The organism is Rhizobium sp. M10 (assembly GCF_002531955.1).
GTDB classification, from domain to species: domain Bacteria; phylum Pseudomonadota; class Alphaproteobacteria; order Rhizobiales; family Rhizobiaceae; genus Rhizobium; species Rhizobium etli_C.
This window is the reverse complement of sequence record NZ_NWTA01000020.1, coordinates 1-21,393: the sequence shown is the minus strand read 5'-3', so window position 1 is coordinate 21,393 and position 21,393 is coordinate 1. Positions and strand designations below refer to the sequence as shown.

At 61.8% G+C, this 21,393-nt stretch carries 24 protein-coding genes; 17 read left to right on the top strand and 7 right to left on the bottom strand.

Annotated elements, in window-relative coordinates:
- Positions 1 to 666: a glutathione S-transferase family protein gene (locus CO671_RS25215; protein ID WP_097608271.1), complete on the bottom strand. Its 666-nt coding sequence runs from the start codon at positions 664 to 666 to the stop codon at positions 1 to 3.
- Positions 667 to 882: 216 nt separating this feature from the next.
- Between CO671_RS25215 and CO671_RS25210 the strand changes: the two genes are divergently transcribed.
- Both CO671_RS25210 and CO671_RS25205 read left to right on the top strand, forming a co-directional pair.
- On the top strand, positions 883 to 1,122 hold the full coding sequence (locus CO671_RS25210; RefSeq protein ID WP_097608175.1) for a hypothetical protein: 240 nt from the start codon (positions 883 to 885) through the stop codon (positions 1,120 to 1,122).
- A 50-nt stretch (positions 1,123 to 1,172) separates the two neighbouring features.
- Positions 1,173 to 1,637: a YbhB/YbcL family Raf kinase inhibitor-like protein gene (locus tag CO671_RS25205; protein WP_097608174.1), complete on the top strand. Its 465-nt coding sequence runs from the start codon at positions 1,173 to 1,175 to the stop codon at positions 1,635 to 1,637.
- A 111-nt stretch (positions 1,638 to 1,748) separates the two neighbouring features.
- Here CO671_RS25205 and CO671_RS34280 read toward each other — a convergent pair whose 3' ends face one another.
- The gene (locus tag CO671_RS34280; RefSeq protein WP_245425032.1) at positions 1,749 to 2,462 is read right to left on the bottom strand and encodes a type II toxin-antitoxin system MqsR family toxin; all 714 of its coding nucleotides are present in this window, start codon (positions 2,460 to 2,462) and stop codon (positions 1,749 to 1,751) included.
- Between the two features lie 165 nt (positions 2,463 to 2,627).
- The gene (locus tag CO671_RS25190) at positions 2,628 to 3,995 is read right to left on the bottom strand and encodes a TIGR03808 family TAT-translocated repetitive protein (protein ID WP_097608172.1); all 1,368 of its coding nucleotides are present in this window, start codon (positions 3,993 to 3,995) and stop codon (positions 2,628 to 2,630) included.
- A 231-nt stretch (positions 3,996 to 4,226) separates the two neighbouring features.
- Here CO671_RS25190 and CO671_RS25185 point away from each other — a divergent pair, with 231 nt between their 5' ends.
- Complete coding sequence (locus CO671_RS25185; RefSeq protein WP_097608171.1) at positions 4,227 to 6,524, top strand: EAL domain-containing protein; 2,298 nt, start codon at positions 4,227 to 4,229, stop codon at positions 6,522 to 6,524.
- A gap of 33 nt (positions 6,525 to 6,557) precedes the next feature.
- Here the strand turns inward: CO671_RS25185 and CO671_RS25180 are convergent, their stop codons facing one another.
- Both CO671_RS25180 and CO671_RS33445 read right to left on the bottom strand, forming a co-directional pair.
- The gene (locus CO671_RS25180) at positions 6,558 to 7,280 is read right to left on the bottom strand and encodes a LuxR family transcriptional regulator (protein ID WP_097608170.1); all 723 of its coding nucleotides are present in this window, start codon (positions 7,278 to 7,280) and stop codon (positions 6,558 to 6,560) included.
- Complete coding sequence (locus tag CO671_RS33445; protein ID WP_141514489.1) at positions 7,277 to 7,564, bottom strand: hypothetical protein; 288 nt, start codon at positions 7,562 to 7,564, stop codon at positions 7,277 to 7,279. The genes CO671_RS25180 and CO671_RS33445 overlap by 4 nt, the downstream gene beginning before the upstream one ends.
- 184 nt (positions 7,565 to 7,748) lie before the next feature.
- On the opposite strand from CO671_RS33445, the gene CO671_RS25175 reads away from it, so the two are divergent.
- On the top strand, positions 7,749 to 9,539 hold the full coding sequence (locus CO671_RS25175) for a PAS domain-containing methyl-accepting chemotaxis protein (RefSeq protein ID WP_097608169.1): 1,791 nt from the start codon (positions 7,749 to 7,751) through the stop codon (positions 9,537 to 9,539).
- Positions 9,540 to 9,558: 19 nt separating this feature from the next.
- Here the strand turns inward: CO671_RS25175 and CO671_RS25170 are convergent, their stop codons facing one another.
- The gene (locus CO671_RS25170) at positions 9,559 to 10,530 is read right to left on the bottom strand and encodes a glycerophosphodiester phosphodiesterase family protein (RefSeq protein WP_097608270.1); all 972 of its coding nucleotides are present in this window, start codon (positions 10,528 to 10,530) and stop codon (positions 9,559 to 9,561) included.
- 120 nt (positions 10,531 to 10,650) lie between these two features.
- Between CO671_RS25170 and CO671_RS25165 the strand changes: the two genes are divergently transcribed.
- The 12 genes from CO671_RS25165 (at position 10,651) to CO671_RS25110 (ending at position 19,850) form a co-directional block, all read left to right on the top strand.
- Complete coding sequence (locus CO671_RS25165) at positions 10,651 to 11,454, top strand: alpha/beta hydrolase (protein WP_010033683.1); 804 nt, start codon at positions 10,651 to 10,653, stop codon at positions 11,452 to 11,454.
- 51 nt (positions 11,455 to 11,505) lie between these two features.
- Entirely contained in the window at positions 11,506 to 12,516 is a 1,011-nt protein-coding gene (locus CO671_RS25160) for a ligase-associated DNA damage response exonuclease (RefSeq protein ID WP_097608168.1), read from the top strand.
- A gap of 201 nt (positions 12,517 to 12,717) precedes the next feature.
- Positions 12,718 to 14,343: a cisplatin damage response ATP-dependent DNA ligase gene (locus tag CO671_RS25155; RefSeq protein WP_097608167.1), complete on the top strand. Its 1,626-nt coding sequence runs from the start codon at positions 12,718 to 12,720 to the stop codon at positions 14,341 to 14,343.
- A gap of 118 nt (positions 14,344 to 14,461) precedes the next feature.
- Complete coding sequence (locus tag CO671_RS25150; protein WP_097608166.1) at positions 14,462 to 15,385, top strand: alpha/beta fold hydrolase; 924 nt, start codon at positions 14,462 to 14,464, stop codon at positions 15,383 to 15,385.
- Positions 15,386 to 15,432: 47 nt separating this feature from the next.
- Positions 15,433 to 15,657: a hypothetical protein gene (locus tag CO671_RS25145; protein WP_097582789.1), complete on the top strand. Its 225-nt coding sequence runs from the start codon at positions 15,433 to 15,435 to the stop codon at positions 15,655 to 15,657.
- A gap of 54 nt (positions 15,658 to 15,711) precedes the next feature.
- Positions 15,712 to 16,410, top strand: a complete 699-nt coding sequence (locus tag CO671_RS25140) for a nucleotidyl transferase AbiEii/AbiGii toxin family protein (RefSeq protein ID WP_010031764.1) — start codon at positions 15,712 to 15,714, stop codon at positions 16,408 to 16,410.
- Between the two features lie 102 nt (positions 16,411 to 16,512).
- The gene (locus CO671_RS25135) at positions 16,513 to 17,319 is read left to right on the top strand and encodes a L,D-transpeptidase (protein WP_097608165.1); all 807 of its coding nucleotides are present in this window, start codon (positions 16,513 to 16,515) and stop codon (positions 17,317 to 17,319) included.
- A gap of 141 nt (positions 17,320 to 17,460) precedes the next feature.
- Positions 17,461 to 18,195, top strand: a complete 735-nt coding sequence (locus CO671_RS25130) for a L,D-transpeptidase family protein (RefSeq protein ID WP_097608164.1) — start codon at positions 17,461 to 17,463, stop codon at positions 18,193 to 18,195.
- A gap of 247 nt (positions 18,196 to 18,442) precedes the next feature.
- Positions 18,443 to 18,652, top strand: coding sequence for a cold-shock protein (locus tag CO671_RS25125; RefSeq protein ID WP_004676036.1), 210 nt, complete (start codon positions 18,443 to 18,445; stop codon positions 18,650 to 18,652).
- A gap of 239 nt (positions 18,653 to 18,891) precedes the next feature.
- On the top strand, positions 18,892 to 19,176 hold the full coding sequence (locus tag CO671_RS25120) for a cold-shock protein (RefSeq protein WP_097608163.1): 285 nt from the start codon (positions 18,892 to 18,894) through the stop codon (positions 19,174 to 19,176).
- Positions 19,177 to 19,230: 54 nt separating this feature from the next.
- Positions 19,231 to 19,467, top strand: coding sequence for a 30S ribosomal protein S21 (rpsU, locus tag CO671_RS25115; RefSeq protein WP_003569533.1), 237 nt, complete (start codon positions 19,231 to 19,233; stop codon positions 19,465 to 19,467).
- A 143-nt stretch (positions 19,468 to 19,610) separates the two neighbouring features.
- Positions 19,611 to 19,850 (top strand): hypothetical protein, encoded by a 240-nt coding sequence (locus CO671_RS25110; RefSeq protein WP_097608162.1) that lies wholly within the window; start codon positions 19,611 to 19,613, stop codon positions 19,848 to 19,850.
- Between the two features lie 236 nt (positions 19,851 to 20,086).
- Here the strand turns inward: CO671_RS25110 and CO671_RS25105 are convergent, their stop codons facing one another.
- Positions 20,087 to 20,575 carry a MarR family transcriptional regulator gene (locus CO671_RS25105; RefSeq protein WP_097608161.1) on the bottom strand — a complete coding sequence of 163 codons (489 nt, stop codon included), beginning with the start codon at positions 20,573 to 20,575 and terminating at the stop codon, positions 20,087 to 20,089.
- Between the two features lie 236 nt (positions 20,576 to 20,811).
- On the opposite strand from CO671_RS25105, the gene CO671_RS25100 reads away from it, so the two are divergent.
- Positions 20,812 to 21,234, top strand: a complete 423-nt coding sequence (locus CO671_RS25100; RefSeq protein WP_064681889.1) for an organic hydroperoxide resistance protein — start codon at positions 20,812 to 20,814, stop codon at positions 21,232 to 21,234.
- The last annotated feature ends 159 nt before the right edge of the window (positions 21,235 to 21,393 follow it).

Below are 21,393 nucleotides of genomic sequence, written 5' to 3'. Positions count from 1 at the left end.
TCAGACCTCGACCGGCTCCTTGCTGCGCGCTGCCTGCATCGCCTTGTAGGCGGGACGCGATTGGCAGCGCTCGATCCAGGCCTTGATATCAGGATGCGCATCGAACAGCGCCGTCTCGCTCTGGGCGTAGCGCAGCACCTCGGCGATGTTGAGATCGGCAACGGTGAAGCGGTCGCCGACGATCCACTGCCGACCGGCAAGGTGGCCTTCGAGCGCAGCAAGTGGTCGGCGCAGCCCGTAGCAGGCGGCGGCGATCGCTTCCTTGCCCTCCTGGCTGTTTTCGAGCCCGTTATCATAGGTGAGCACGATCCTGACCGAATGCGGTTCGACCTGCGAGGCCGCCCAGATCGTCCACATCGTCAGCAATCCGTCTTCTTCGACGGTTTGTCCGGCAAGCGGCCCGCCATGTTTGCGGGCGAGGTAGAGGTTGATCGCCAGCGACTCGTGCATGACGAGGTCGCCGTCGCGAATGCTGGGGATCTGCGCCATCGGATTGACGGTAGCGAAATCGGGCGAGTGGGTGTTGAGCGGCGCTTCCTCGGAGAGCGGATCGGCGAGCCGCCTTGCCTGCAGCACCGGCACGGAGCGGAATTCGAGCCCGAGTTCATGCGCCATCCAGTAGACGCGCGAGGCGCGCGATCGATAGACTCCGTAGATTGTCAGCATGGCCATACCCCTCCGATGTGTCGGAGAAACCGTAAACGCCGGATCTCTCTGGAAAAAGTCCTCGCCGCTGATGGGACGATGAAAGCTTTTGATGCGGCTGCGTAATGCCGGAAATCGCCGGCGGTCGGAAGCACATTTCAGGGTCTGGGGAACAATGAGAAGGCCGGTGGGTTCGACCCTAAAAGCAGGGGCGCGGGCTGAGACAGGAGGAATGTCATGACGGGGAAGAAGACGCATGAACAGCAGCTTCGCGTCATCGAAAAACGCGAGAAAACGGCAAATGCCGACAAAGATTTCGACGCCGCAGCGGATCTGCAGCGCAATGCGCAGGCGAGGCAGGCGCATCGGAAAGGCAATGATTTGAAGCCCGCCCCGGATGCGGGCAGCGACGATCGCACGATTATGCGCGGCCGCAATCAGGAAAGTGAACATAAGAAGGGAGGCGGTCGTTCCTGAAGGAGACAAAGGAGCCTGAAGGACAAAGGAGAAAGATAAAGGAGAATGTCATGACTTTGACATTGATCAGCAAGGCCTTTGCGCAGGATCAGCCGATCCCGAAGAAATATGCGCGCGCCGGCGAGAATCTCTTTCCACCGCTCGCCTGGAGCGGCGCTCCCGCCGAGACCAGGAGCTTTGCACTGGTGGTCGAGGATCCGGACGCCCCGCGCGGCACTTTCCGCCATTGCGGCATCGCCAATATCCCGGCGCAGTGGACGGCACTCGGCGAAAGCGCCGATACCGCACCGGAGCAGGCGCCGCGCTTCTACAAGAACGATTTCGGCAATGCCCGTTACGACGGCCCGCAACCGCCGCAAGGCGATCGCCCGCACCACTATATTTTCCGCCTCGCCGCCCTCGACGTGCCGACGCTTTCGATTCCGGATGCCGCCGGCATCAACGCCATGTGGGCGGAGGCAAGGAAACACGCATTGGCGGAAGCGAGCGTGACTGGCACCTATCAGACGCAGTAACCAAGGGTGTGGCAATGCCTGCTCCACGCGGGGGCAACCGGCAATAGCGCGAAGCGACTTGCCGGGAGTTGCGTCAAGCCGAAGATCAATCCCAGCGAAGGTGCCGGCGAGTTAGGCGCGGCGCAATTCCTTGATATCGTCCGGATGCCGATCGAGCATTCGAAAAAGGTTGACCACAGCGGGTGGCGGACTGACTTTTCCGGTCTCATAGCGTGAGAACGCATTGTGCCCACCGCCGGTCAACGCCGATGCTTCAGTCTGATTGATGCGGAGTTTCTTGCGAATTCGACGCAGATCCTCGCCGACCGCTTGCCTATCCTGCAAGACCAGCGCATCGCCGGCTTGAGCATAACGTTCCGCACTGGGCTGGTCATACTCGATCTCGCCGCATGAGCCGCAACGAAAACCCGACAAACCGCCGACCTCCGCTTTCAGATCGCGAAACGTAACTTGATGGGTTTCATCGAAGAATGGCGTCATTTCGGACTTTGCGTCACAGCAAACACATATCCTGGCCATTGCTACAACTCCTTGAATTGGATGACGGGTGCGCCATCCTCCCTCAGCGTGACTTTTGACATAAGCTTTACCAACAGGCGTATTGGCGTGATAAACATCCTGCCAAACGGTGTTGTCTTTATAAGTCGTCATCGACTTATAAAGATGGCCGCTCTTGAGCGCGCAGATGACGTCGATCATTTCCGAAACGGTGAGCCCCATTGCCCTCCCGCCGTCGATGGCACTTTTGGTGAAGGCTGCCGCCCTCCGATCCATGACAACGGCGATGACGGTGGCGAGATTATAGTGAGCCCTGCGTTTCTCCACAACTAAATTACCCTCTCAGGGTAAAATTTCAAGTGCGCATAGCAATGGCTCAAAATGAGGTCTCCTAGAACGCCGCGGGTTGCATATAACAGCCGCTACTTCACAGGAGTGAAGCAAAAACAAAGAGATATAGTATCCCTGTGTCGCTGAGAAGCAATCCTCTTCTCAGGACACGCGGTTTCGCTCGACGGTGAGCTGGGCATAGGGCGAGCCGCCGTCCGCCATCTCGCCGGAGACTTTTTTCTCCCACTCGAAGCCGAGAACCGCGCCGTCCGTGGTTTCCTGGAAGACGTTGTCGGTGATGACGGCGGTACCGGCGCCGGCGGCGACCGAGACGGCGCAGCCGACCGGGGCCTTGCGCACGACATTGCCGCTGACGACGACATTGCGCAGATAGGCGCCCCAGCCGATCTGCAGTCCCCAGCGCGGTGCGCCCTCGATCACATTGGCCGACACCAGCGTATCGGCCTCCGCTGCAATGCCGATGCCGAAGCCGACCTCGTGCTGGTAGGGGCCTTTCAGCGTCAGGTTGCGCACGACGTTGCCGGTGACGCTCGCGAGCCTGCCGCCTTCGTCGAAGTTGGCGATCGAAATGCCATTGGCCGCCCCGTCGATCAGGTTGGCGGAGACCACAGCACCCTCGAAGGCGAATTCGACATAGATCGCCGTCTCACCGGAGCGCCGGCACTGGTTGCTGCTGATCTGGATGTCCGAGGCCGAATTGGCGCGGATCGCCGTAAAGGCGCAGTCGGAAATATGGTTATTGACAACCATCACCCCGTCGGCGCGGAAGATGTTGATGCCGTTGCCGTTCTGGCCGGTGCCGCCGTCATTGGCGCGGATGTTGGAAATCCGGTTGCCGGAAACGACCGTGCCGTCTTCCGCCTTCTTCCAGCGATGCACGAGAATGCCGCCATTGCCGCAATCGGCGATCGTATTTCCGGTGACCGAAAGATTGGCGGAATCGACCGCGTAGAGCCCGGCTTGGGCCGCACCTGAGATGCGGCTGCGCTCGATCCGTCCGCCGCAACGCTCCAACTGCAGGCCGTGCTTGCGGCTGCCGCCGATTTCGCAATTGTCGATCAGCACCTCGTCGACGCCGGTAAATTGCACGAGCCCGCCGGCATAATCGCCGAGCCAGCGGTTGCCGCCGTCGATGACGAGATTGGAAAGCTCGATGCGCCGCACATTCTCGGCCGCGAAGAGATGGCCTTCACCGGTATAGACGATCCGCGAAGCGCCGGGCACGCCCGTGATGCGGGTATTGTCGGGCAAGGTGAGATTGGAGATCCGGTAGGTGCCGGGCGGCAGGAAGACCGGCACGTTCTCGGCCGCCGCCTGTTTGATCATCTGCTCCAGGTTGCGGGCCTTGCGGTCGCCGCTTTCGGGAATGGCGCGATATTCCACCGCATCGATCGCACCGCGCAAATCGGGCTGGGCAGCAGCCGTCAGCGGCGAGGCAAACGCGCGCGACGTCCCGCCCGCAACCGCCGAGACGGCGAGAAAGAGAAGCATGTCGCGGCGTGAAGGCATTCCGGGCGCTCCTGTCATGGCCCGCCTCTAGCAGGAAACGTGCCATCCCGCCTGTCTTCTTTTGGCACAGACTTTTCCCCGGCGCGCGAAATTGCGGTTGCCGCCGAGGTTGAGGGCAGGATCTCGCCGCTTATTTTGGCGTGTTGTTCACTCTGTCACTTAAGCAAGCCGAAGGACTTCAGGACTACTTTGAAGGGAAATGACGACTGCGGGGCCGGGGAGAATGGGGTAATGCACGAACCAAGTGCCAGGCGATGGGAATCGGCCGAGGCCCTGACGGCCGAAACGCGGCGCTTCGTTGCCGCGACCGAGGCAATGATGGCGTCGACCGCCCACCACCTCTCCGAAGGCGTCGAGAACCTGCGCCTGAAAGCGATCATCCACGAACTGCCGGATTTCCTCTACGTCAAGGATCGTGACAGCCGCTTCGTCTTCGCCAATGCCGTCACCGCCAGCAACCTTGGCTTCGGGAGTGCCGATGAGATCACCGGCAAGCGCGATTTCGACCTGTTCGATTTCGAGGTGGCGCGCCGTCATTTCGATATCGAGCAGCAGATCATGGCGACCGGCCAGGCCCGGATCGACATGGAGGAAACGGTCGTTCTTCCCGGCAGCCCCAGGCCGGTCTGCCGGCTGACCTCGAAGATTCCGCTGCGCAACGATCGCGGCGAAATCATCGGGCTGATCGGTGTTTCCCGCGATATCACCGAACGCAAGCTCCAGGAAGATCTCCATCGCGGCCAGGCGAAACTGCTCGAAATGATCGCCCGCAACGAGCCGTTGCCGATGATCCTCGAAGCGCTGGTGCTGATGATCGAGGCGCAGCTGACCGGCATCGACGGATCGGTGCTGCTGCTCGACAGCGAGGGCACCAGGCTCTATCACGGGGCAGCTCCCAATCTGCCCGGCGGCTACAGCCGCCTGATCGACGGCGTCACCATCGGCCCCAAGGTCGGCTCCTGCGGCACCGCCGCCTGGCGCGGCCAGACCGTGATCGTCGAGGACGTGATGAGCGATCCGCTCTGGGAGGATTTCCGCGCGCTGATTGCCCCCTTCGGCTTCCGCTCCTGCTGGTCGACGCCGATCGCCACCTCTGAGAATAATGTGCTCGGCACCTTCGCCCTCTATTCCAGGGAAGTCCGCCGTCCCACCGAGCATGAGATGAAGCTGGTGGCGCTCGCCACGCACATCGCCGGCATCGCCATCGAGCGCAAGCGCGTCGATGACCGCATCCATTTCATGGCCCATCATGATGATTTGACCGGCCTGCCGAACCGCGCCTTCCTGAAGGAAAGGCTGGCCAGCATCCTCGATCAGGCCCGGCGCAACAATCGCAAGGTCACCGTCGCCTATATCGATCTCGACAATTTCAAGGACGTCAATGACGGCCGCGGCCACGCCGCCGGCGACGAAGTGCTGAAGGAGATCGCCACCCGCATGGCCAACAGCGTCCGCGCCTCGGATATGGTGGTGCGGCTCGGCGGCGACGAATTCCTCGTGGTGCTCGTCCACCAGTCGAGCCACGACGCCGGCATCGCGCGGCGCCTGCGCGAATTGCAGAAGGCGATCAACCGGCCGATGCGCGGCGAGAGCGGTGACATCGCCATCACCGCGAGTATCGGCGTTGCCGCCTTCCCCGTCGACGGCGCAACCGCCGAAGAGCTCCTCGCTAATGCCGATCGCGCCATGTACCGGGCCAAGCAGCTCGGCCGCAATACGCTGCAGCATCACGATGGCGCCGGCACACCGGTCGGCATGCCGCTCGGCGAGCAGGAGGAGCTCCACCAGGCGATAACAGGCGATCAGCTGTTCCTCGAATATCAGCCGCAGGTCGATGTCGCCACCGGCCGCATCACCGGCATCGAGGCGCTGGTCCGCTGGAACCATCCGGCCAAGGGCAGGGTGCCGCCGGTCAATTTCATCCCGCTCGCCGAAGAGACCGGCCTCATCGTTCCCCTCGGGCTCTGGGTGCTGAACGAGGCCTGCCGCCAGGCGCGCGCCTGGCAGGATTTGGGCCTGACGCCGCTGACGATCGCCGTCAACGTCTCGGCCAAGCAATTCGCCGATCCGGATTTCGCAAGCCATGTCGCCGAGGCGCTGGAGCGCCACGGCCTGCAATCCCATTGGCTGGAGCTCGAGGTCACCGAAAGCGTGGTGATGCAGGATGCCGAACGCGCGCTTGCGATGATGGCATCGCTGCGGGCGCTCGGTGTGCGCCTGTCGATCGACGATTTCGGCTCCGGCTATTCCAGCCTTGCGGCGCTGAAGACCTTCCCCTTCGACCGGCTGAAGATGGATCGTTCGCTGGTCGAGGCGCTGCCGGGCGACAAGACCGCCGTCGCCATCGCCTCGGCGGTGATTTCGCTGGCGCAGACGCTGAAGCTTTCGGTGCTTGCCGAAGGCGTCGAAACCGATGCCCAGATGGATTTCCTGCGTCACGCGCGCTGCGAGGAGGCGCAGGGGTATCGCTTTTCCAAGCCCGTCTCTCCGGAAGAGATCCCGGCATTGCTGCGGGCGCGGGACCTCTGAACGTCATTTCATAAGCCTGCTGATCGCCGCGATCTAAACTCGAATGATATTGAGGCGCAGAGCACTGACGACTGCCTGCGTTCTTGTCGTACAGCCGAGCTTCTTGATCGCGCTGCCGATGTGATTGTTGACCGCATTTTCGGTGAGATCGAGAAGCTTTGCAATTTCGTTGCCCTTCCTGCCGCCGGCGGTGAGCCTGAGACAGTCCAGTTCGCTCCGCGTAAACTCGATGGGTTTGTGCTTCTCGTTCAATGTGAGCTGCGAGAGCCGGTCATAGATGAGCGTGGCGATGAACAGGAGCTTCGCCATTTCGATCATGCTGAAATTCCGAGAACCCGAAATCGACATGGCGCCACGTCCGCCCGCCGCGTCGTGAACGGGGAAATAGGCCCCTTTTTCCATGCCATATCGGTTGAACAGCTCGATGACCGTCGACTTCTTGCCTCCTCCACGATTGGTATTGATCGCTTCGACATCATAGTTGAAGGGGCTGGTCGACCTCATCATCCGGCGGATGACCGGGCTGTCGATCATCAGATTATGGGCATCATAGTAATCCACCATTTCCGCCGGCCAATTGGTGATGATCTTGGTCGCGCCGATCTCAACTATGTCGACCGTCGGCAGTGTCATGAACAGGAAAGCATTCATTCCAAGGTCCTGTGTGAGGCCCTTCATATATTTGAACACTTCGTAATGCGTCTTGAAGCCTGCAGCGACTTCCTCAATTCGATTGAACTCATCCTCGAGCATCATGTCTTTCTCCGATCAACAATCGCATCCAGCGCTTCGCGGCCGACGTGTCCAGCAACTGATTCTGCACGCTCGAAGGACGATGAAATATGCACTTGCAGCGGGAAAACAGAAAGGCCGTTCACCGCCGGAAATACGGAGATAAGGGGCGGATGATTGCTTAACAAAGAGTAAACCGTTCTTAGAATTTTCAGGGCGGCGCAGGTGGAAAAAACGCTGTCTTCACGCTCGAAATCCCCGCCGGAACTTGCTGTGTCGAAGCCGACCTTTCGAAGAGCTTTGTTCAAATAACTGATTTTATTTGTAATTCTTCTGCTTTTGGGTTCAGCAGCGGGGGCTGCTGTCGGGGCAAAGGTGGGGTTAATGCAAACTTAAAGAATTTATCGGATTCTATTCCCAGATCGCTCATCTAACGCAAGTCCGGTGGGGTCGCGGCAGTCATTGGCTTAAGAGCTGAGTTAGGGGGACAGCATGAAGACACTAGGATTCGGCTTCGGTTCGGATGCCAAGGCCGTACTGGCGGCGATGAGCAGGTCACAAGCCATCATCGAGTTCGACCTCACCGGCAAGATTCTGACGGCCAACGCCAATTTCTGCGCCGCGCTCGGCTACGAATTGTCAGAGATTGTCGGCCAGCACCACCGGATGTTCGTCGAGCCGGCAGAAGCCTCGTCGGCCGACTATCGCGAGTTTTGGGCAAAGCTCAGCCGAGGCGCGTTTGATCAGCGGCAATACAAGCGCATCGGCAAGGGCGGCAGGGAAATCTGGATTGAAGCTTCCTACAATCCCGTCTTCAGTGGCGGAAAGCCGTATAAAGTGGTGAAGTTCGCGACCGATATCACCAGGCAGAAACTGCAGAGCGCCGAAGATGCCGGCAAGATAAACGCGCTGTCGCGCGCCCAGGCTGTTATCGAATTCACGCCGAAAGGAGAGATTCTGACAGCGAACGAGAATTTCCTGTCGGCGCTCGGTTATCAGCTTGCCGAGATCCAGGGCCGCCACCATTCCATGTTCTGCGAGAGCGCCTACGCAAACAGCGAGGATTATCGCCGGTTCTGGGAGCGCCTGGCAGCGGGTGAATTCGTGGCGGATGAGTTCCTGCGCATCGGCAAGGGCGGCAAAAGGATCTACATCCAGGCCACCTACAATCCGATCCTCGACATGAACGGTAAGGTGTTCAAGGTCGTCAAATTCGCGACTGACGTTACTGCCCGCGTCAACAATGTCGATCAGCTTGCGGCATCTTTGATGGGCCTGGCCGGCGGCGATTTGACCCAGGAGGTCGCAACACCATTCATTCCGACACTGGAAAGGCTCCGCACCGATTTCAACGCCGCGGCCACCAAGCTGCGCACAGCGATGCAGGTCGTGGCTCAAAACGCGACGGGCATCGCTGCCAGCGCCCAGCAGGTTCGTTCAGCCTCGGACGATTTGTCGAAGCGTACGGAACAGCAGGCGGCTTCCGTCGAGGAAACCGCAGCCGCCCTTGAAGAGATCACCACAACAGTCTCCGATTCGAGCAATCGTGCCCAGGAAGCCGGCCAGCTGGTTCGAAGGACCCGCGAGAACGCCGAGCGTTCCGGCGCGGTGGTCCGCAGCGCCGTCGATGCGATGGGCAAGATCGAGACATCGTCCGCAGAGATCGGCAATATCATCGGCGTCATCGACGAAATCGCCTTCCAGACCAATCTCCTGGCACTGAACGCGGGCGTCGAGGCGGCGCGCGCGGGCGATGCCGGCAAGGGTTTTGCGGTGGTCGCGCAAGAGGTTCGCGAGCTTGCTCAGAGATCGGCCAAGGCGGCAAAGGAGATCAAGGAGCTGATCGGGGCCTCCAACGAGCACGTGAAGCGCGGAGTGACGCTGGTCGGCGAAACCGGCAAGGCTCTCGAAGAGATCGTCGCCCAGGTTCAGCAGGTCAACAGCAATGTTCTTGCGATCGTCGAGAGTTCAAAGGAGCAGGCGACGGGGTTGAAGGAAATCAACACTGCGGTAAACACCATGGACCAGGGCACGCAGCAGAATGCCGCTATGGTCGAGGAATCGACGGCTGCCGCACATAGCCTCGCCAAGGAAGCCGACGCGCTTTTCCAGCTGCTGGGCCAGTTCAATATCGGCGGCCAAGCCTCGCGCCAGCAGCGCCCCGCCGTGGCAACGGCCGCTTCCAGGTCCGTCGCATCGGCACCGCGGGCAATGGCTGCAAAAGTGGGCGCAGCCTTCCATGGCAACGCGGCAGTCGCCGGCGGCGACTGGGAGGAGTTCTGAGGCGGGTGGCGGCTCCGCCTCATTCCAGGAGCCGTCCGATCGTCTCGATCTCATTCGTCCAAATGCCTGCCGCATAGTTTTGCGGCAGTCGCGCCAACTGCGCGGGGTCGTCGATACCGGTGGAAAACTCACCGCCTCGATAAGGGCCGAGCACGAAAACTTCGGTGCCGGCATCCTGCATCCGGTTGAGGAAGCGATCGGGCCAGCCCCAGAGCCAGGGCGCGATATTGATCGGCACCAGCATCATCCGCTGCTTGCAGGCATCCGGTAGCAGGCCGGTCCAGCCATAGCCGATATAGCCGGTGAGGCAGCCCTTCAGGCTTTGGCGCGAGGCGGTCTTGATATCGGGCACGCGCCGGCGGATGACGTCGATCGGTTCGTCGCCGCCATAGACGATGATCTCGGCCCGGCGCTCGGTGGAAAGTCCGTTGAGCACGGCGGCGAGCTTTTCGCCCTCGGAAGGATCGCGGCTCTTGACGTTGATCAGGAAGCGCCGATCCGGAAAGGTCGACAGTACCTCGGCAAGCGTCGGCATCATGCCGATGCCGCGGCCGCGAAAGGGAAAGCTCTTGCCGCCATCGGCGGTGTAGCCATAGCCGATGTCGAGCTTCCTCATGTCGGCCATCGCATGCTCGCGAGTGACGCCGTGGCCGTCGGTGCGGCAGTCGAGCGTCCAGTCGTGGAAGACGGCGAACTGCCCGTCCGTCGTCGGGTGCACGTCGATCTCGACGATATCGGCGCCGGCGGCAAAGCCCGCCTGCATCGAGCGGATGGTATTCTCGAGATAATCGTGTTTCGGCGGCAGCATGCGGCTCGCCGTGCAGGTATCATTCTTCAGATCGGTCTCGTCGAAGCGCTGGGCGATGCCGCGATGGGCGAGCAGCACCGGGCTTCCCGGCCGATGCGCGGCAAGCAGGCTGGTATTATTGAGGTAGATGCCGGCCGCGGCGAGCGCGATTGCGCCGGCGCAATAGAAAAGCTTCCTGCCCATATTGCTCCCCCTGATTGCATCGAAGGACGCAACAGCTAGAAAGCGATTCTGGTTGTTCTTGGGCTGTTTTCCGGCTTTTCTATGCTGGCCGCCGATAAACCCGAAAGGACTGTCATCGCCATGGAACGACACGACGACGAGCTCATCCATTTCGAAGCCCACGGCGCTGACCCCTTGCCGCCGGCCGCAGTCGAAGGCCATGTCGGGCGCGAGGGCGCCCGCATCTGGTATGCGAGCTACGGCGCCGGGCCGGCCGTCATCCTGCTGCACGGGGGCCTCGGCCACAGCGGCAACTGGGGCTATCAGGTCCCGGCGCTGCTCCAAAGTGGCCGCCGCGTCGTCCTGATCGACAGCCGCGGTCATGGCCGCAGCACCCGCGATGCCCGTCCCTACACCTATGAGCTGATGGCCGCCGACGTGCTTGCCGTCATGGACGAACTCTCTCTGGAACAGGCGGCATTCGTCGGCTGGAGCGACGGCGCCTGCATCGCCCTGATCCTCGCCGCGGCGGCGCCGTCGCGCGTCGAGGGCGTCTTCTTCTTCGCCTGCAACATGGATCCGAGCGGCACACGGGAATTCGTTCCGACCCCGGTCATCGACCGATGCTTCAGACGCCACGCCAAGGATTATGCGGCCTTGTCCGCCACGCCGGACGATTTCAATGCCTTCGTCGAGGCGGTGAGCCTGATGATGCGCACCGAGCCGAACTATCAGGCCGCCGACCTCGGCCGCATCGGCGTGCCGGTCGCAATCGTGCTCGGCGAACACGACGAATTCATCAAAGCCGAACATGCCGAATATCTCGCCAGCAGCATTCCGAATGCGCAGATGATCTACTTGCCCGGCGTCAGCCATTTCGCGCCGCTGCAGCGTCCCGCGCAGTTCAACGCCGCAATTTTATCCTTCCTCGACGGGATAAGGTGATGAAGCTCGCTTCCTCTGGCCTCGCGCCCATTTCCCGCTATCTCTTGCGGTATGAGAGCTGACGCGCTGCTTTATCCCGCCCCGGAAGGGCTCTATTGCCCGGAAGGCGGCTTTTATGTCGATCCCGTGCGGCCGGTCGAGCGGGCGCTCGTCACCCACGGCCATTCCGATCACGCCCGGCCGGGCCATGTGAACGTGCTTGCCACCCGCCAGACGCTCGACATCATGCGCCTGCGTTACGGCGACGGCTTCTGCGCCAGCGAGCAGATTGCCGGTTTCGGCGAGGAACTGCTGATCAACGGCGTCAAGGTGAGCTTTCATCCCGCCGGCCATGTGCTCGGCTCGGCCCAGATCGCCATCGAGAGGAACGGCACCCGCATCGTCGTTTCCGGCGATTACAAGCGCCGCCCCGACCCGACCTGCGCGGCCTATGTGCCGGTTGCCTGCGATGTCTTCATCACCGAGGCGACCTTCGGCCTGCCGGTCTTCCATCATCCCGATCCGCTCGACGAGACCGGCAAGCTGCTGGCCTCGCTCCGGCAATTTCCCGAGCGCACCCATCTCGTCGGCGCCTATGCGCTGGGCAAGGCCCAGCGGGTCATCCGGCTGCTGCGCGATGCCGGCTACGTCGAGCCGATCTATATTCACGGCGCCATGGAGAAGCTCTGCGATTATTATGTCGGGCAGGGCATCGATCTCGGCGAGCTGCGGCCGGCGACCATCGAAAGCAGCGACAAATCCGCCTTCAGGGGCGCCGTCGTCATCGGCCCGTCCTCGGCCTTCGCCGACCGCTGGGCGCGCCGCTTCAACGAACCGCTGCCGGCCTTCGCCTCCGGCTGGATGATGGTGCGCCAGCGCGCCAAACAGCTCGGCGTCGAACTGCCGCTCGTCATCTCCGATCATTGCGACTGGCCGGAACTGACCGAAACGATCCGCGAGCTGCACCCGGCCGAGGTCTGGGTGACCCACGGCCGCGAGGAGGCGCTGGTGCGCTGGTGCCAATTGCAGGGCATCAAAGCCAAACCGCTGCATCTGGTGGGTTATGAGGATGAGGCGGATTGAGATGAGTTGCGAGCTGGATCAAAACCCCTCCCCAACCCTTCCCCACAAGGGGGAGGGGCTTAACGTGTCGCGCCGTCCCGTCGTAAAATCACCGCCGGGAACGCTGAGGCCGAAAGAGGGCAGGGCAGTGCCACAGGTTAGTCCCTCTCACCTGTGGGGAGGGGTTGGGGAGGGGTCTTGTTGCCAAGCCCGGAGGCCGACATGAAAGCCTTCGCCGACCTCCTCGACCGCCTCGTCCTCACCCCCAGCCGCAACGGCAAGCTGAAGCTGCTGACCGACTATTTCCACGATACGCCCGATCCCGACCGCGGCTATGGTCTGGCCGCCATTGCCGGCACGCTGGAGGTGCGCAACGTCAAGCCGGCCATGCTGCGTGAACTGGTGCTGGAGCGCATGGACGAGGTGCTGTTCCGCTATTCCTACGATTATGTCGGCGATCTCGCCGAAACCATCTCGCTGGTCTGGGACAATGAACGGGATATCGACCGCTCGGCCCTTGCCCAGCCGCGCCTCGGCGAGGTCGTCACCCGCATGAACGGGCTCGGCCGCACCGAAGTGCGCGGCTATGTCCGCGATCTGCTCGACCGGTTGGACTCCTCCGGCCGCTTCGCCTTCATCAAGCTTGCGACCGGCGCCATGCGCATCGGCGTCTCCGCCCGGCTCGCCAAGCAGGCGCTGGCCGATCTCGGCGGCAAGGACGTCACCGAGATCGAAACCCTCTGGCACGGCCTGCAGCCGCCTTACGAGACGTTGTTTCAATGGCTGGCGGGCGGCGGCGACAAGCCGGCGCTGGCGACACCTGCGATTTTCCATTCCGTCATGCTCGCCAATGCGGTGGAGGAGGGGGATCTGGCCGGTCTCGTCCCGGGCGACTACGCCGCCGAATGGAAATGGGACGGCATCCGCGTCCAGCTTTCCCGCTCCGGCGATCGGCGCAAAATCTATTCGCGCTCCGGTGACGATATCTCCGGCGCCTTTCCCGATATTCTCGATGCGATCAATTTTTCCGGCGTCGTCGACGGCGAGCTGCTGGTCGGCGGCACCGCCCGCTCCAACAGCCCGACGCGCACCTTCTCCGACCTGCAGCAGCGGCTGAACCGCAAGACGGTGACGGCGAAGATGCTCGATGACTATCCCGCCTTCATCCGCGCCTATGACCTGCTGTTTGACGGCGAGGAGGATATTCGCGGCCGCGCCTATGTCGATCGCCGCGAGCATCTGGCCGGGGTCATCGACCGCGCCCCCCATGACCGTTTCGATCTCTCGCCGCTCGTGCCTTTCTCGTCCTGGGAGGAGCTCGACGCTTTGCGCGCCGCCCCGCCCGATCCGGTTATCGAGGGGGTGATGATCAAGCGGCGCGACAGCATCTACCAGGCCGGCCGCATGAAAGGCCCCTGGTTCAAGTGGAAGCGCAATCCTTACAATGTCGATGCGGTGCTGATGTATGCCCAGCGCGGCCACGGCAAGCGCTCGAGCTACTATTCCGATTTCACCTTCGGCGTCTGGGCAGACGACGAGGACGGCGAGCAGCTGGTGCCGGTCGGCAAGGCCTATTTCGGTTTCACCGATGCCGAGCTCGAGCTGCTCGACAAGTTCGTGCGCAACAACACCACCGAGCGCTTCGGACCGGTGCGGGCCGTGCGCGCCGACAGGGATTTCGGCTTCGTCGTCGAGGTCGCCTTCGAGGGCATCAATCGCTCGACGCGGCACAAATCCGGGGTGGCCATGCGCTTTCCCCGCATCGCCCGCCTTCGCCCCGACAAGCCTCCCTACGAGGCCGACCGGCTGCGCACGCTGATCGCCATGATCGAAGCCAAGCCCGGGTGAGCCGGTGGGCCTGCGCAACAATGACGCAGGGCGATATTTTCAACAGGATGTGTATTGGCGCCAGCGCGTTTTCCGGTGCAAATCTTGCGGGCCGGGGAAATGATTTGGGTGCTGCGTCATGAGCTCGCATGAACAAAATTCCTTTTTCCGGCAACGCCGTGCCGTGCTGGCCGGTCTTGCCGGCGCGCTCGTCCTGCCGCGCATAGCGGCCGCTTTCGATGTCCCGGATGAACCACGCCTTGCCAGGCACGACTACGCCGAGGTCCGCCGCCACTTCCGCACGAAGCTCCTGCAGAAGGGGCCGGCGCCCGATCAATACGAATCGCTGGCCGCGGCTGCCGACGCCGAGAAGATCTTCTACCGCTCCGGCTATGGCGGCGAGCTTGAACTGGTCGCCTGGGTGTCGAAATACAAGCGCGACCGTGCGGCGAAGCCCGCCGTGCTCTTCCTGCATGGCGGCAATGCCATGGGCACCGGCCATTGGCAGCTGATGAAGCCCTATATGGATGCCGGCTATGTCGTGATGATGCCGTCGCTGCGCGGCGAAAACGGCCAGAGGGGCAATTTCTCCGGCTTTTACGACGAGGTCGATGACGTTCTCGCCGCCACCGAGCGGCTGGCGCATCTGCCGGGCGTCGATCCCCAGCGCCTGTTCATCGCCGGCCATAGTATCGGCGGCACCCTGACCATGCTGACGGCGATGAGCACCCATAAATTCCGCGCCGCCGCGCCGATTTCCGGCAATCCGAACGCCTTCCGCTTCTTCAGCCGCTATCCTCAGGACATTCGCTTCGACGACAGCAATGCGCATGAATTCGAGGTGCGTTCGGCGCTCTGCTACGCCCACAGCTTCAAATGCCCCGTCCGGGTGGTTCACGGCACGGAAGAGGCGCATTTCAACGACCGCGCCGACCTGCTCGCCCGCCGTGCCCGCGCCGCCGGCACCCATATCGAAACCGACACCGTCGCCGGCAACCACACCTCGGCGCTGCCGGCCGAGATCGAACAGAGCATCCGCTTCTTCCACGGGGTGGCGGCCTGATTTCGCCGCCGCTTCAAATGGAGGGCGATCGGCCCTATATTGCTAGAATGACGACGGATGCAGAAACCATGATCGTGCCGAACGACTTCCCCGAGTTGAGATCGCTCGCTTGGAATCGCGATCCCGCGCGCGCCATGCCTGCCAACGAGGCCTTCGCGCTTTATGAGCGGAATTGGCGTTTCATCGATACCGGCAGGTTGACCGAACGGGAGAAGCAGCTGATCCGCGATCTCACAGCGACATACGGCAACGGCGTCCTGCTCGTCTCCTGATTTTCCGTTTTTTTATCCTTCACCTTTAGGCTGGACGGAAATTGGGTGGTCATCATGGAATTCAGACGTCCGGAACATCGCACCATCGCTGCGGCCCTTCGGCTGGTGGAGGCTGATTTTTTGTTGGCCAACAAGTGTTGGTTTGCCGGCGGAACAGCCATTGTCATGCATCTCGATGAATATCGGTTGTCGCTCGATGTCGATTTTCTCTGCGCGGATGGCGAGGGATATCGCGTCTTGCGTATGGCGGCGGTCGAAAGCGGAGTAGGAGCTTTTTTTGGGGCGCCGGTCACGACGCTCAGGGACTTCAGGACAGACCAATACGGGCTGCGTACGGTCCTTACCCTCGAAGGCCAGCCTATTCGCTTCGAAATCGTGCGCGAGGCGCGGATCGCACTTGAAGGTAGTTTCGATTCGCGACTGAACGTTCCAACGCTGTCGCTGCCCGATACGTTCGCCGAAAAACTGCTCGCCAATGCTGACCGCTGTCAAGACCGGTCTGTGGCCTATCGCGATGCTATCGATCTCGGCATGCTTCTCACCCGCTATGAGGAGATTCCCGCTGTTGCCGTTCGGAAGGCGACGGAAGCTTATGGCCAGGACATTAAACGCAAGATCGGCTGGGTTCTCACCAGGCTTGAGGACGAGACGGAATTGAAACATGCCGCAAGCGTTCTGCAGATGGACGGCGATCTTGCGGTACAGGCGATCACCGCCCTTCGCGGCGAAGCGCAGCGGCTCTGGTCGTTTTAATCTCGCGGCTTTTCCCGCGCCCACACCAGCCTCGCGCCAGCCGCGGATGCCATCGTCGCGGAAGATATCGCTGTCTCGCCGATCGTTGATAAGGGTGGTTCGATGAATTTTCTGCGCCGGGTCTTCCCGATTGCCGGGCTCGTGATGGTCGCTGCCTCGCTCAGCGGCTGCAACATCCTCATTCCCGATGTCGCCGCCGATTCGCCCGCCCGCTTCGTCCAGGAAACTTCGCCGGTCTTCTATCAGCCGCCCGGCGTCGATCCGCGCCGGGTGCGGCCGATCCCCGATCAGCCGGTGCCGCAGACGCGCGAGCTTTACAAGACCCAGTTCCACCAGACCTATGGCCTGCCGGTCACCAATCCGGTGCATGCGGCGATGTATGGCGAGCTGCGCGACGAGGATTTCACCCTGCCGTCGATCCCGGTCAGCCGCGTGCAGCCGCAATTCCTGCGCCAGGAGGTCGATTACCAGACGACCGAGCGTCCCGGCACCGTCGTCGTCGATACCAAGGCGCGTTTCCTTTATTTTGTCGAGGGCAACGGCAAGGCGATGCGCTATGGCGTCGGCCTCGGCCGCGACGGTTACGCCTGGTCGGGCCGCGGCGTCGTCCAGTGGAAGCAGAAATGGCCGCGCTGGACGCCGCCGGCCGAAATGGTCTCGCGCCAGCCCGATGTTCGTGCTTTTTCCGCCGAAAACGGCGGCATGAATCCGGGGCTCCAGAACCCGCTCGGCGCGCGCGCCATGTACATCTTCAAGGACGGGCAGGACACGCTCTATCGCATCCACGGCACGCCCGACTGGCAGTCGATCGGCAAGGCAACATCGTCCGGCTGCGTGCGCATGCTGAACCAGGACGTCGTCGATCTCTATGATCGCCTTCCCGCCAAGGCCGAGATCGTTGTGATGTAGCGCTGCAACAGCGCTGCCCATATCGTCCGCTCCATCAGGAACACGTCTGCGTGAAGCTATGGTTTATTTGGCGCAAGCCGATAGATTTCCTTATGTCGTTATCCCAGGATTCCCGCATCAAAAGGAAATCAGTCCCGCGTCATGAGTTCCGATAGACATCTTTCCCGCCGTAGCTTTCTTTCCCTTTCGGCTCTGACCGCAGCCTCCGCGCTCACCGGCTGCGCCTCCTCCGCCAACACCGTGACATCGGGCGACACGTCGATCATCTACCGTTCGCCCATGCGCCTGTTTCAGTCGCCGGGAGCGTCGAGCGTGCCGAGCGGGCCTGAGCTTGCCGTCATGTATGGCCCCGTCGAGGACGGCGGTTTCCTCATTCCCGCCGTTCCCTATGAAGAGATCGATCCGCGCTACTATCGCCAGCGCGTCGTCGATCCCACCGGCCAGCCGCCCGGCACCATCGTCGTCGATACGCCGTCGCGCTTCCTCTATCTCGTCCAGGCCGATGGCATGGCGATGCGTTACGGCGTGGGCATCGGCCGCGAAGGATTTGCCTGGCAGGGATCGGGCGTCATTCAATGGCGTCAGAAATGGCCGCGCTGGAAGCCGCCGAACGAAATGGTCGCCCGCCAGCCGGAACTCGTCAAATATTCGATCGAGAATGGCGGCATGGAGCCCGGCCTGAAGAACCCGCTCGGTGCCCGCGCGCTCTATATCTTCTCGAACGGCGAGGACACGCTCTACCGCCTGCACGGCAATCCCGACTGGCGCTCGATCGGCAAGGCCGTCTCCTCCGGCTGCGTCCGGCTGCTGAACCAGGATATCATCGATCTCTATGACCGCGTTCCGACGAAGGCGCCGATCGTCGTCTGGCAATGATTCCGCCGGGGCGGCCGCCGGCGGCCGCCCCTGCCTCTCTTTCGGCTGGCAATTCCCCGCTCGGAAAAGTTTTATTTCTGATTTAGCATTGCTTAATTCGACAAAAGGCCTACATGGTGCCTATCGAATTTTGCTTGTGACCTTTGTCCATGCGCCAAGAGCGCTTCGTCAGATCTCGTCTCAACATCGATATTGCCCGTGGACATCCTTCCCGGGCGCGCGCACAAACGGTTGAAAGGAGATCGTTATGAATTCAGGCGTCGTCAAGTGGTTCAATGGTACCAAGGGTTTCGGCTTCATCCAGCCCGATGATGGTTCCACGGACGTTTTCGTCCACATTTCGGCAGTCGAACGCGCCGGCATGCGCGAACTCACCGAAGGTCAGAAGGTCCGTTACGACCTCGTTCGCGACAAGCGCTCGGGCAAGAACGCGGCCGACAACCTTCAGGCCGCATGATTTGTCATTCGCCCTACAGCGCCGCGCGTCTTTTTAAGACGGGCAAAGGACGCTGTAGCACTTTGGCTGGCCACGGATGTGACAGCGAGCTGACCACGGATGTACTGGCAGCGAGCTTACCAAACTGGCAGCGGAAGGGCTGAGTGACGGGAAGAGGTCGGGTCCGCGCCCGGCCTTTTTGCTTTGATCGCGGTCTTAGATCGACCAATTGAACAGCCGAAGAGTTGAGGGACACTGCAATGGGCAGGCCAAACTACAAAGTCGGCGACACGATAGTGCTGAAATCCGGCCTCACGCGCACCGCGAAAGCCGAGAAGCGATGCCGGATCGCCAGCATTTTGCCCAACGACCACGGGCATGTGCAATATCGCGTCCGGTTTGACGCCGAGAATTTCGAACGCCGCATCACCGAGGCCGACATCGATACCGGGAAATCACCATGCGAGGCGTCCCCCGAGGCGGTGACCAAGTCGGACGGCGCCGGGTCCTGGCTCAAATCTTCGAGCATCAGGATCGGGAAATAGCCCCGCGTTTTATTATCGACAGTGCGGCGTCGCCGCCGAAGAAAGGATATCATCTTGCAGGTACTCGTCAGGGATAACAACGTCGATCAGGCACTGCGCGTGCTCAAGAAAAAGATGCAGCGGGAAGGTCTGTTCCGGGAAATGAAAGCGCGCAGCGCCTTCGAGAAACCCTCCGAGAAACGCGCCCGCGAAAAAGCCGAAGCCATTCGCCGCCAGCGCAAGCTTGCCCGCAAGAAGCTGCAGCGTGAAGGCCTGCTGCCGGCGCCGAAGAAGGTTCTTCGCGCCCGCTAACCCGGCCGTGAACAACGGCCCGGCCGCGGCATCGCGGCCAACGTGGAATCCCGGCCGGCCGTGGATTGCGGCCCGGCCAAGGAATCACGGCTTGCACTGCGGAGCCATGGTTCAAACACTGTCGTTACCTGGGAAAGGGGCACATGACCGCCACCAAGGGAGAATTCTTCAATCCCGCCAAGCTGTCGCCCCGCGACAAGGCGGAAGCGACCGATCACACGGCGCGCGCCATCATCGCGGCCGAGGCCTCCGCCCGCGACAAGAAGACGGAAAAGCTGAAGGCGTTGCGCCTGCAGCAGGCGGCCGAGGCGGAAGCGGAAGCGGAAGCTGCGCCGGCAAAGAAGCGCCGGCCGTCGGCCAAACCCGCTCAGCGGCGGCCTTGATCCCGCCCAGCAGGGGTCGTTAAAGCCCGTCACGCAAAAACTGTGCAGCGGTTTTGCGGCAACGACATGCGTGAAAATAAAGAGCTAAAGCGCAGGAAGCGAATCTGAAAGATCGCGATGCGCTTTAAGCATGTCGCGCAAAAGTGTGCGCGGTTTTGCGGCAACGACATGCGTAAAATAGAGAGCTAAGGCGCAGGGAGCGAATCTGGAAGATCGCGATGCCCGCTTTAGCGCCGTCAGCCGCCGGCGAGGCCGGCCCGGCCGAGATTGGCTCGCAGCCGATGCAGCATGTCGCGCATCTCACCCAGTTCCTCCAGTGTGCAGCCGGCGGCTTGTCCGATCGCCGTCATGATCGTATCGACCTCGGCCTTCATCGCCTGGCCCTTCGGGGTCAGCGACACGATGACCTGGCGCTCGTCGCGCAGGTCGCGGATGCGCTTGATCAGCCCGCTTTGTTCCAGCCGTTTCAACAATGGCGACAGCGTGCCGGAATCGAGGTCCAGCTGCTCGCCGATCGTCTTCACCGGCAGTTCGCTGCGCTCCCACAGCACCAGCATCACCAGATATTGCGGATAGGTGAGGCCGACCCTGTCGAGGATCGGCTTGTAGGCGCGGGTAAAGGCGTGTGCCGTCGCGTAGACCGCGAAGCACAGCTGCTTTTCCAGCCGCTTCTCCTCCTCCGGTATCTCCATCGTCTTTGCCGTTTGCGCTTTCATATCCACCATCCCAGAGCGTGATGCCGAAAAGTGTGAGCGGTTTTCGGACGACATCATGCTCTCACTTTTACATAGAGCAGGATTCAGATTTTAGGCCGAGCCGGCCTAAAATCGTCCCGCCCTAAGGCTGCGATTGTCTTCTTTTCGACGCCGAAATGCAATTTGCAAAATTCACTTGCGTGCAATTTAATTGTGCGATATTAAAAATCCAACCCCGATCGAAGGGCCAACCAAAGGAGATTGTCATGCCTATTCTCTATACGACCCAAGCCTCTGCCACCGGCGGCCGCGCCGGCCGCGCCGTTTCCGATAACGGCGTCCTGGACGTGACGCTGACCGTTCCCAAGGAGCTCGGCGGCGACGGCGCGACCGGCACCAATCCCGAACAGCTTTTCGCTGCCGGCTATTCCGCCTGCTTCCTCGGTGCCCTGAAATTTGTCGCGGGCCAGCAGAAGGTCAAGATTCCGGAGGAAACGACGGTCTCCGCCAAGGTCGGCATCGGCCCGCGCGAAGACGGCACCGGCTTCGGTATCGACGTGGCGCTGACGGTCAACATTCCCGGTCTCGACCGCGAAACCGCCGAAAAGCTCGCCGCCGCCGCCCACATCGTCTGCCCCTACAGCCACGCCATGCGCACCTCGACCGAGGTTCCGGTCACGGTTGCCTGATGGAATAAGCAGCCGGAAGATCGGCGAGGCGGCCCCTTGCATGTTCAATTTGCGCTGATTGTTGGATGATCGGTGCGCACTCCGGCGGATGGCCGGGACCGCAGGCCCCTTGGCTTGAACCGGGGATGAGATTGGTCCGGCCGTCCTCGCGTTTGTCCT

Coding starts and splice junctions, on each gene's coding strand:
- CO671_RS25150 (WP_097608166.1), top strand. CDS start 14,462: ATGAGCTCGCATGAACAAAATTCCTTTTTCCGGCAACGCCGTGCCGTG.
- CO671_RS25140 (WP_010031764.1), top strand. CDS start 15,712: ATGGAATTCAGACGTCCGGAACATCGCACCATCGCTGCGGCCCTTCGG.
- CO671_RS25190 (WP_097608172.1), bottom strand. CDS start 3,995: ATGCCTTCACGCCGCGACATGCTTCTCTTTCTCGCCGTCTCGGCGGTT.
- CO671_RS25125 (WP_004676036.1), top strand. CDS start 18,443: ATGAATTCAGGCGTCGTCAAGTGGTTCAATGGTACCAAGGGTTTCGGC.
- CO671_RS25170 (WP_097608270.1), bottom strand. CDS start 10,530: ATGGGCAGGAAGCTTTTCTATTGCGCCGGCGCAATCGCGCTCGCCGCG.
- CO671_RS25180 (WP_097608170.1), bottom strand. CDS start 7,280: ATGATGCTCGAGGATGAGTTCAATCGAATTGAGGAAGTCGCTGCAGGC.
- CO671_RS25210 (WP_097608175.1), top strand. CDS start 883: ATGACGGGGAAGAAGACGCATGAACAGCAGCTTCGCGTCATCGAAAAA.
- CO671_RS25105 (WP_097608161.1), bottom strand. CDS start 20,575: ATGGTGGATATGAAAGCGCAAACGGCAAAGACGATGGAGATACCGGAG.
- CO671_RS25130 (WP_097608164.1), top strand. CDS start 17,461: ATGAGTTCCGATAGACATCTTTCCCGCCGTAGCTTTCTTTCCCTTTCG.
- CO671_RS25135 (WP_097608165.1), top strand. CDS start 16,513: ATGAATTTTCTGCGCCGGGTCTTCCCGATTGCCGGGCTCGTGATGGTC.
- CO671_RS25175 (WP_097608169.1), top strand. CDS start 7,749: ATGAAGACACTAGGATTCGGCTTCGGTTCGGATGCCAAGGCCGTACTG.
- CO671_RS25145 (WP_097582789.1), top strand. CDS start 15,433: ATGACGACGGATGCAGAAACCATGATCGTGCCGAACGACTTCCCCGAG.
- CO671_RS25155 (WP_097608167.1), top strand. CDS start 12,718: ATGAAAGCCTTCGCCGACCTCCTCGACCGCCTCGTCCTCACCCCCAGC.
- CO671_RS25120 (WP_097608163.1), top strand. CDS start 18,892: ATGGGCAGGCCAAACTACAAAGTCGGCGACACGATAGTGCTGAAATCC.
- CO671_RS25100 (WP_064681889.1), top strand. CDS start 20,812: ATGCCTATTCTCTATACGACCCAAGCCTCTGCCACCGGCGGCCGCGCC.
- CO671_RS25215 (WP_097608271.1), bottom strand. CDS start 666: ATGCTGACAATCTACGGAGTCTATCGATCGCGCGCCTCGCGCGTCTAC.
- CO671_RS25110 (WP_097608162.1), top strand. CDS start 19,611: ATGACCGCCACCAAGGGAGAATTCTTCAATCCCGCCAAGCTGTCGCCC.
- CO671_RS25185 (WP_097608171.1), top strand. CDS start 4,227: ATGCACGAACCAAGTGCCAGGCGATGGGAATCGGCCGAGGCCCTGACG.
- CO671_RS25205 (WP_097608174.1), top strand. CDS start 1,173: ATGACTTTGACATTGATCAGCAAGGCCTTTGCGCAGGATCAGCCGATC.
- CO671_RS25165 (WP_010033683.1), top strand. CDS start 10,651: ATGGAACGACACGACGACGAGCTCATCCATTTCGAAGCCCACGGCGCT.
- CO671_RS25160 (WP_097608168.1), top strand. CDS start 11,506: ATGAGAGCTGACGCGCTGCTTTATCCCGCCCCGGAAGGGCTCTATTGC.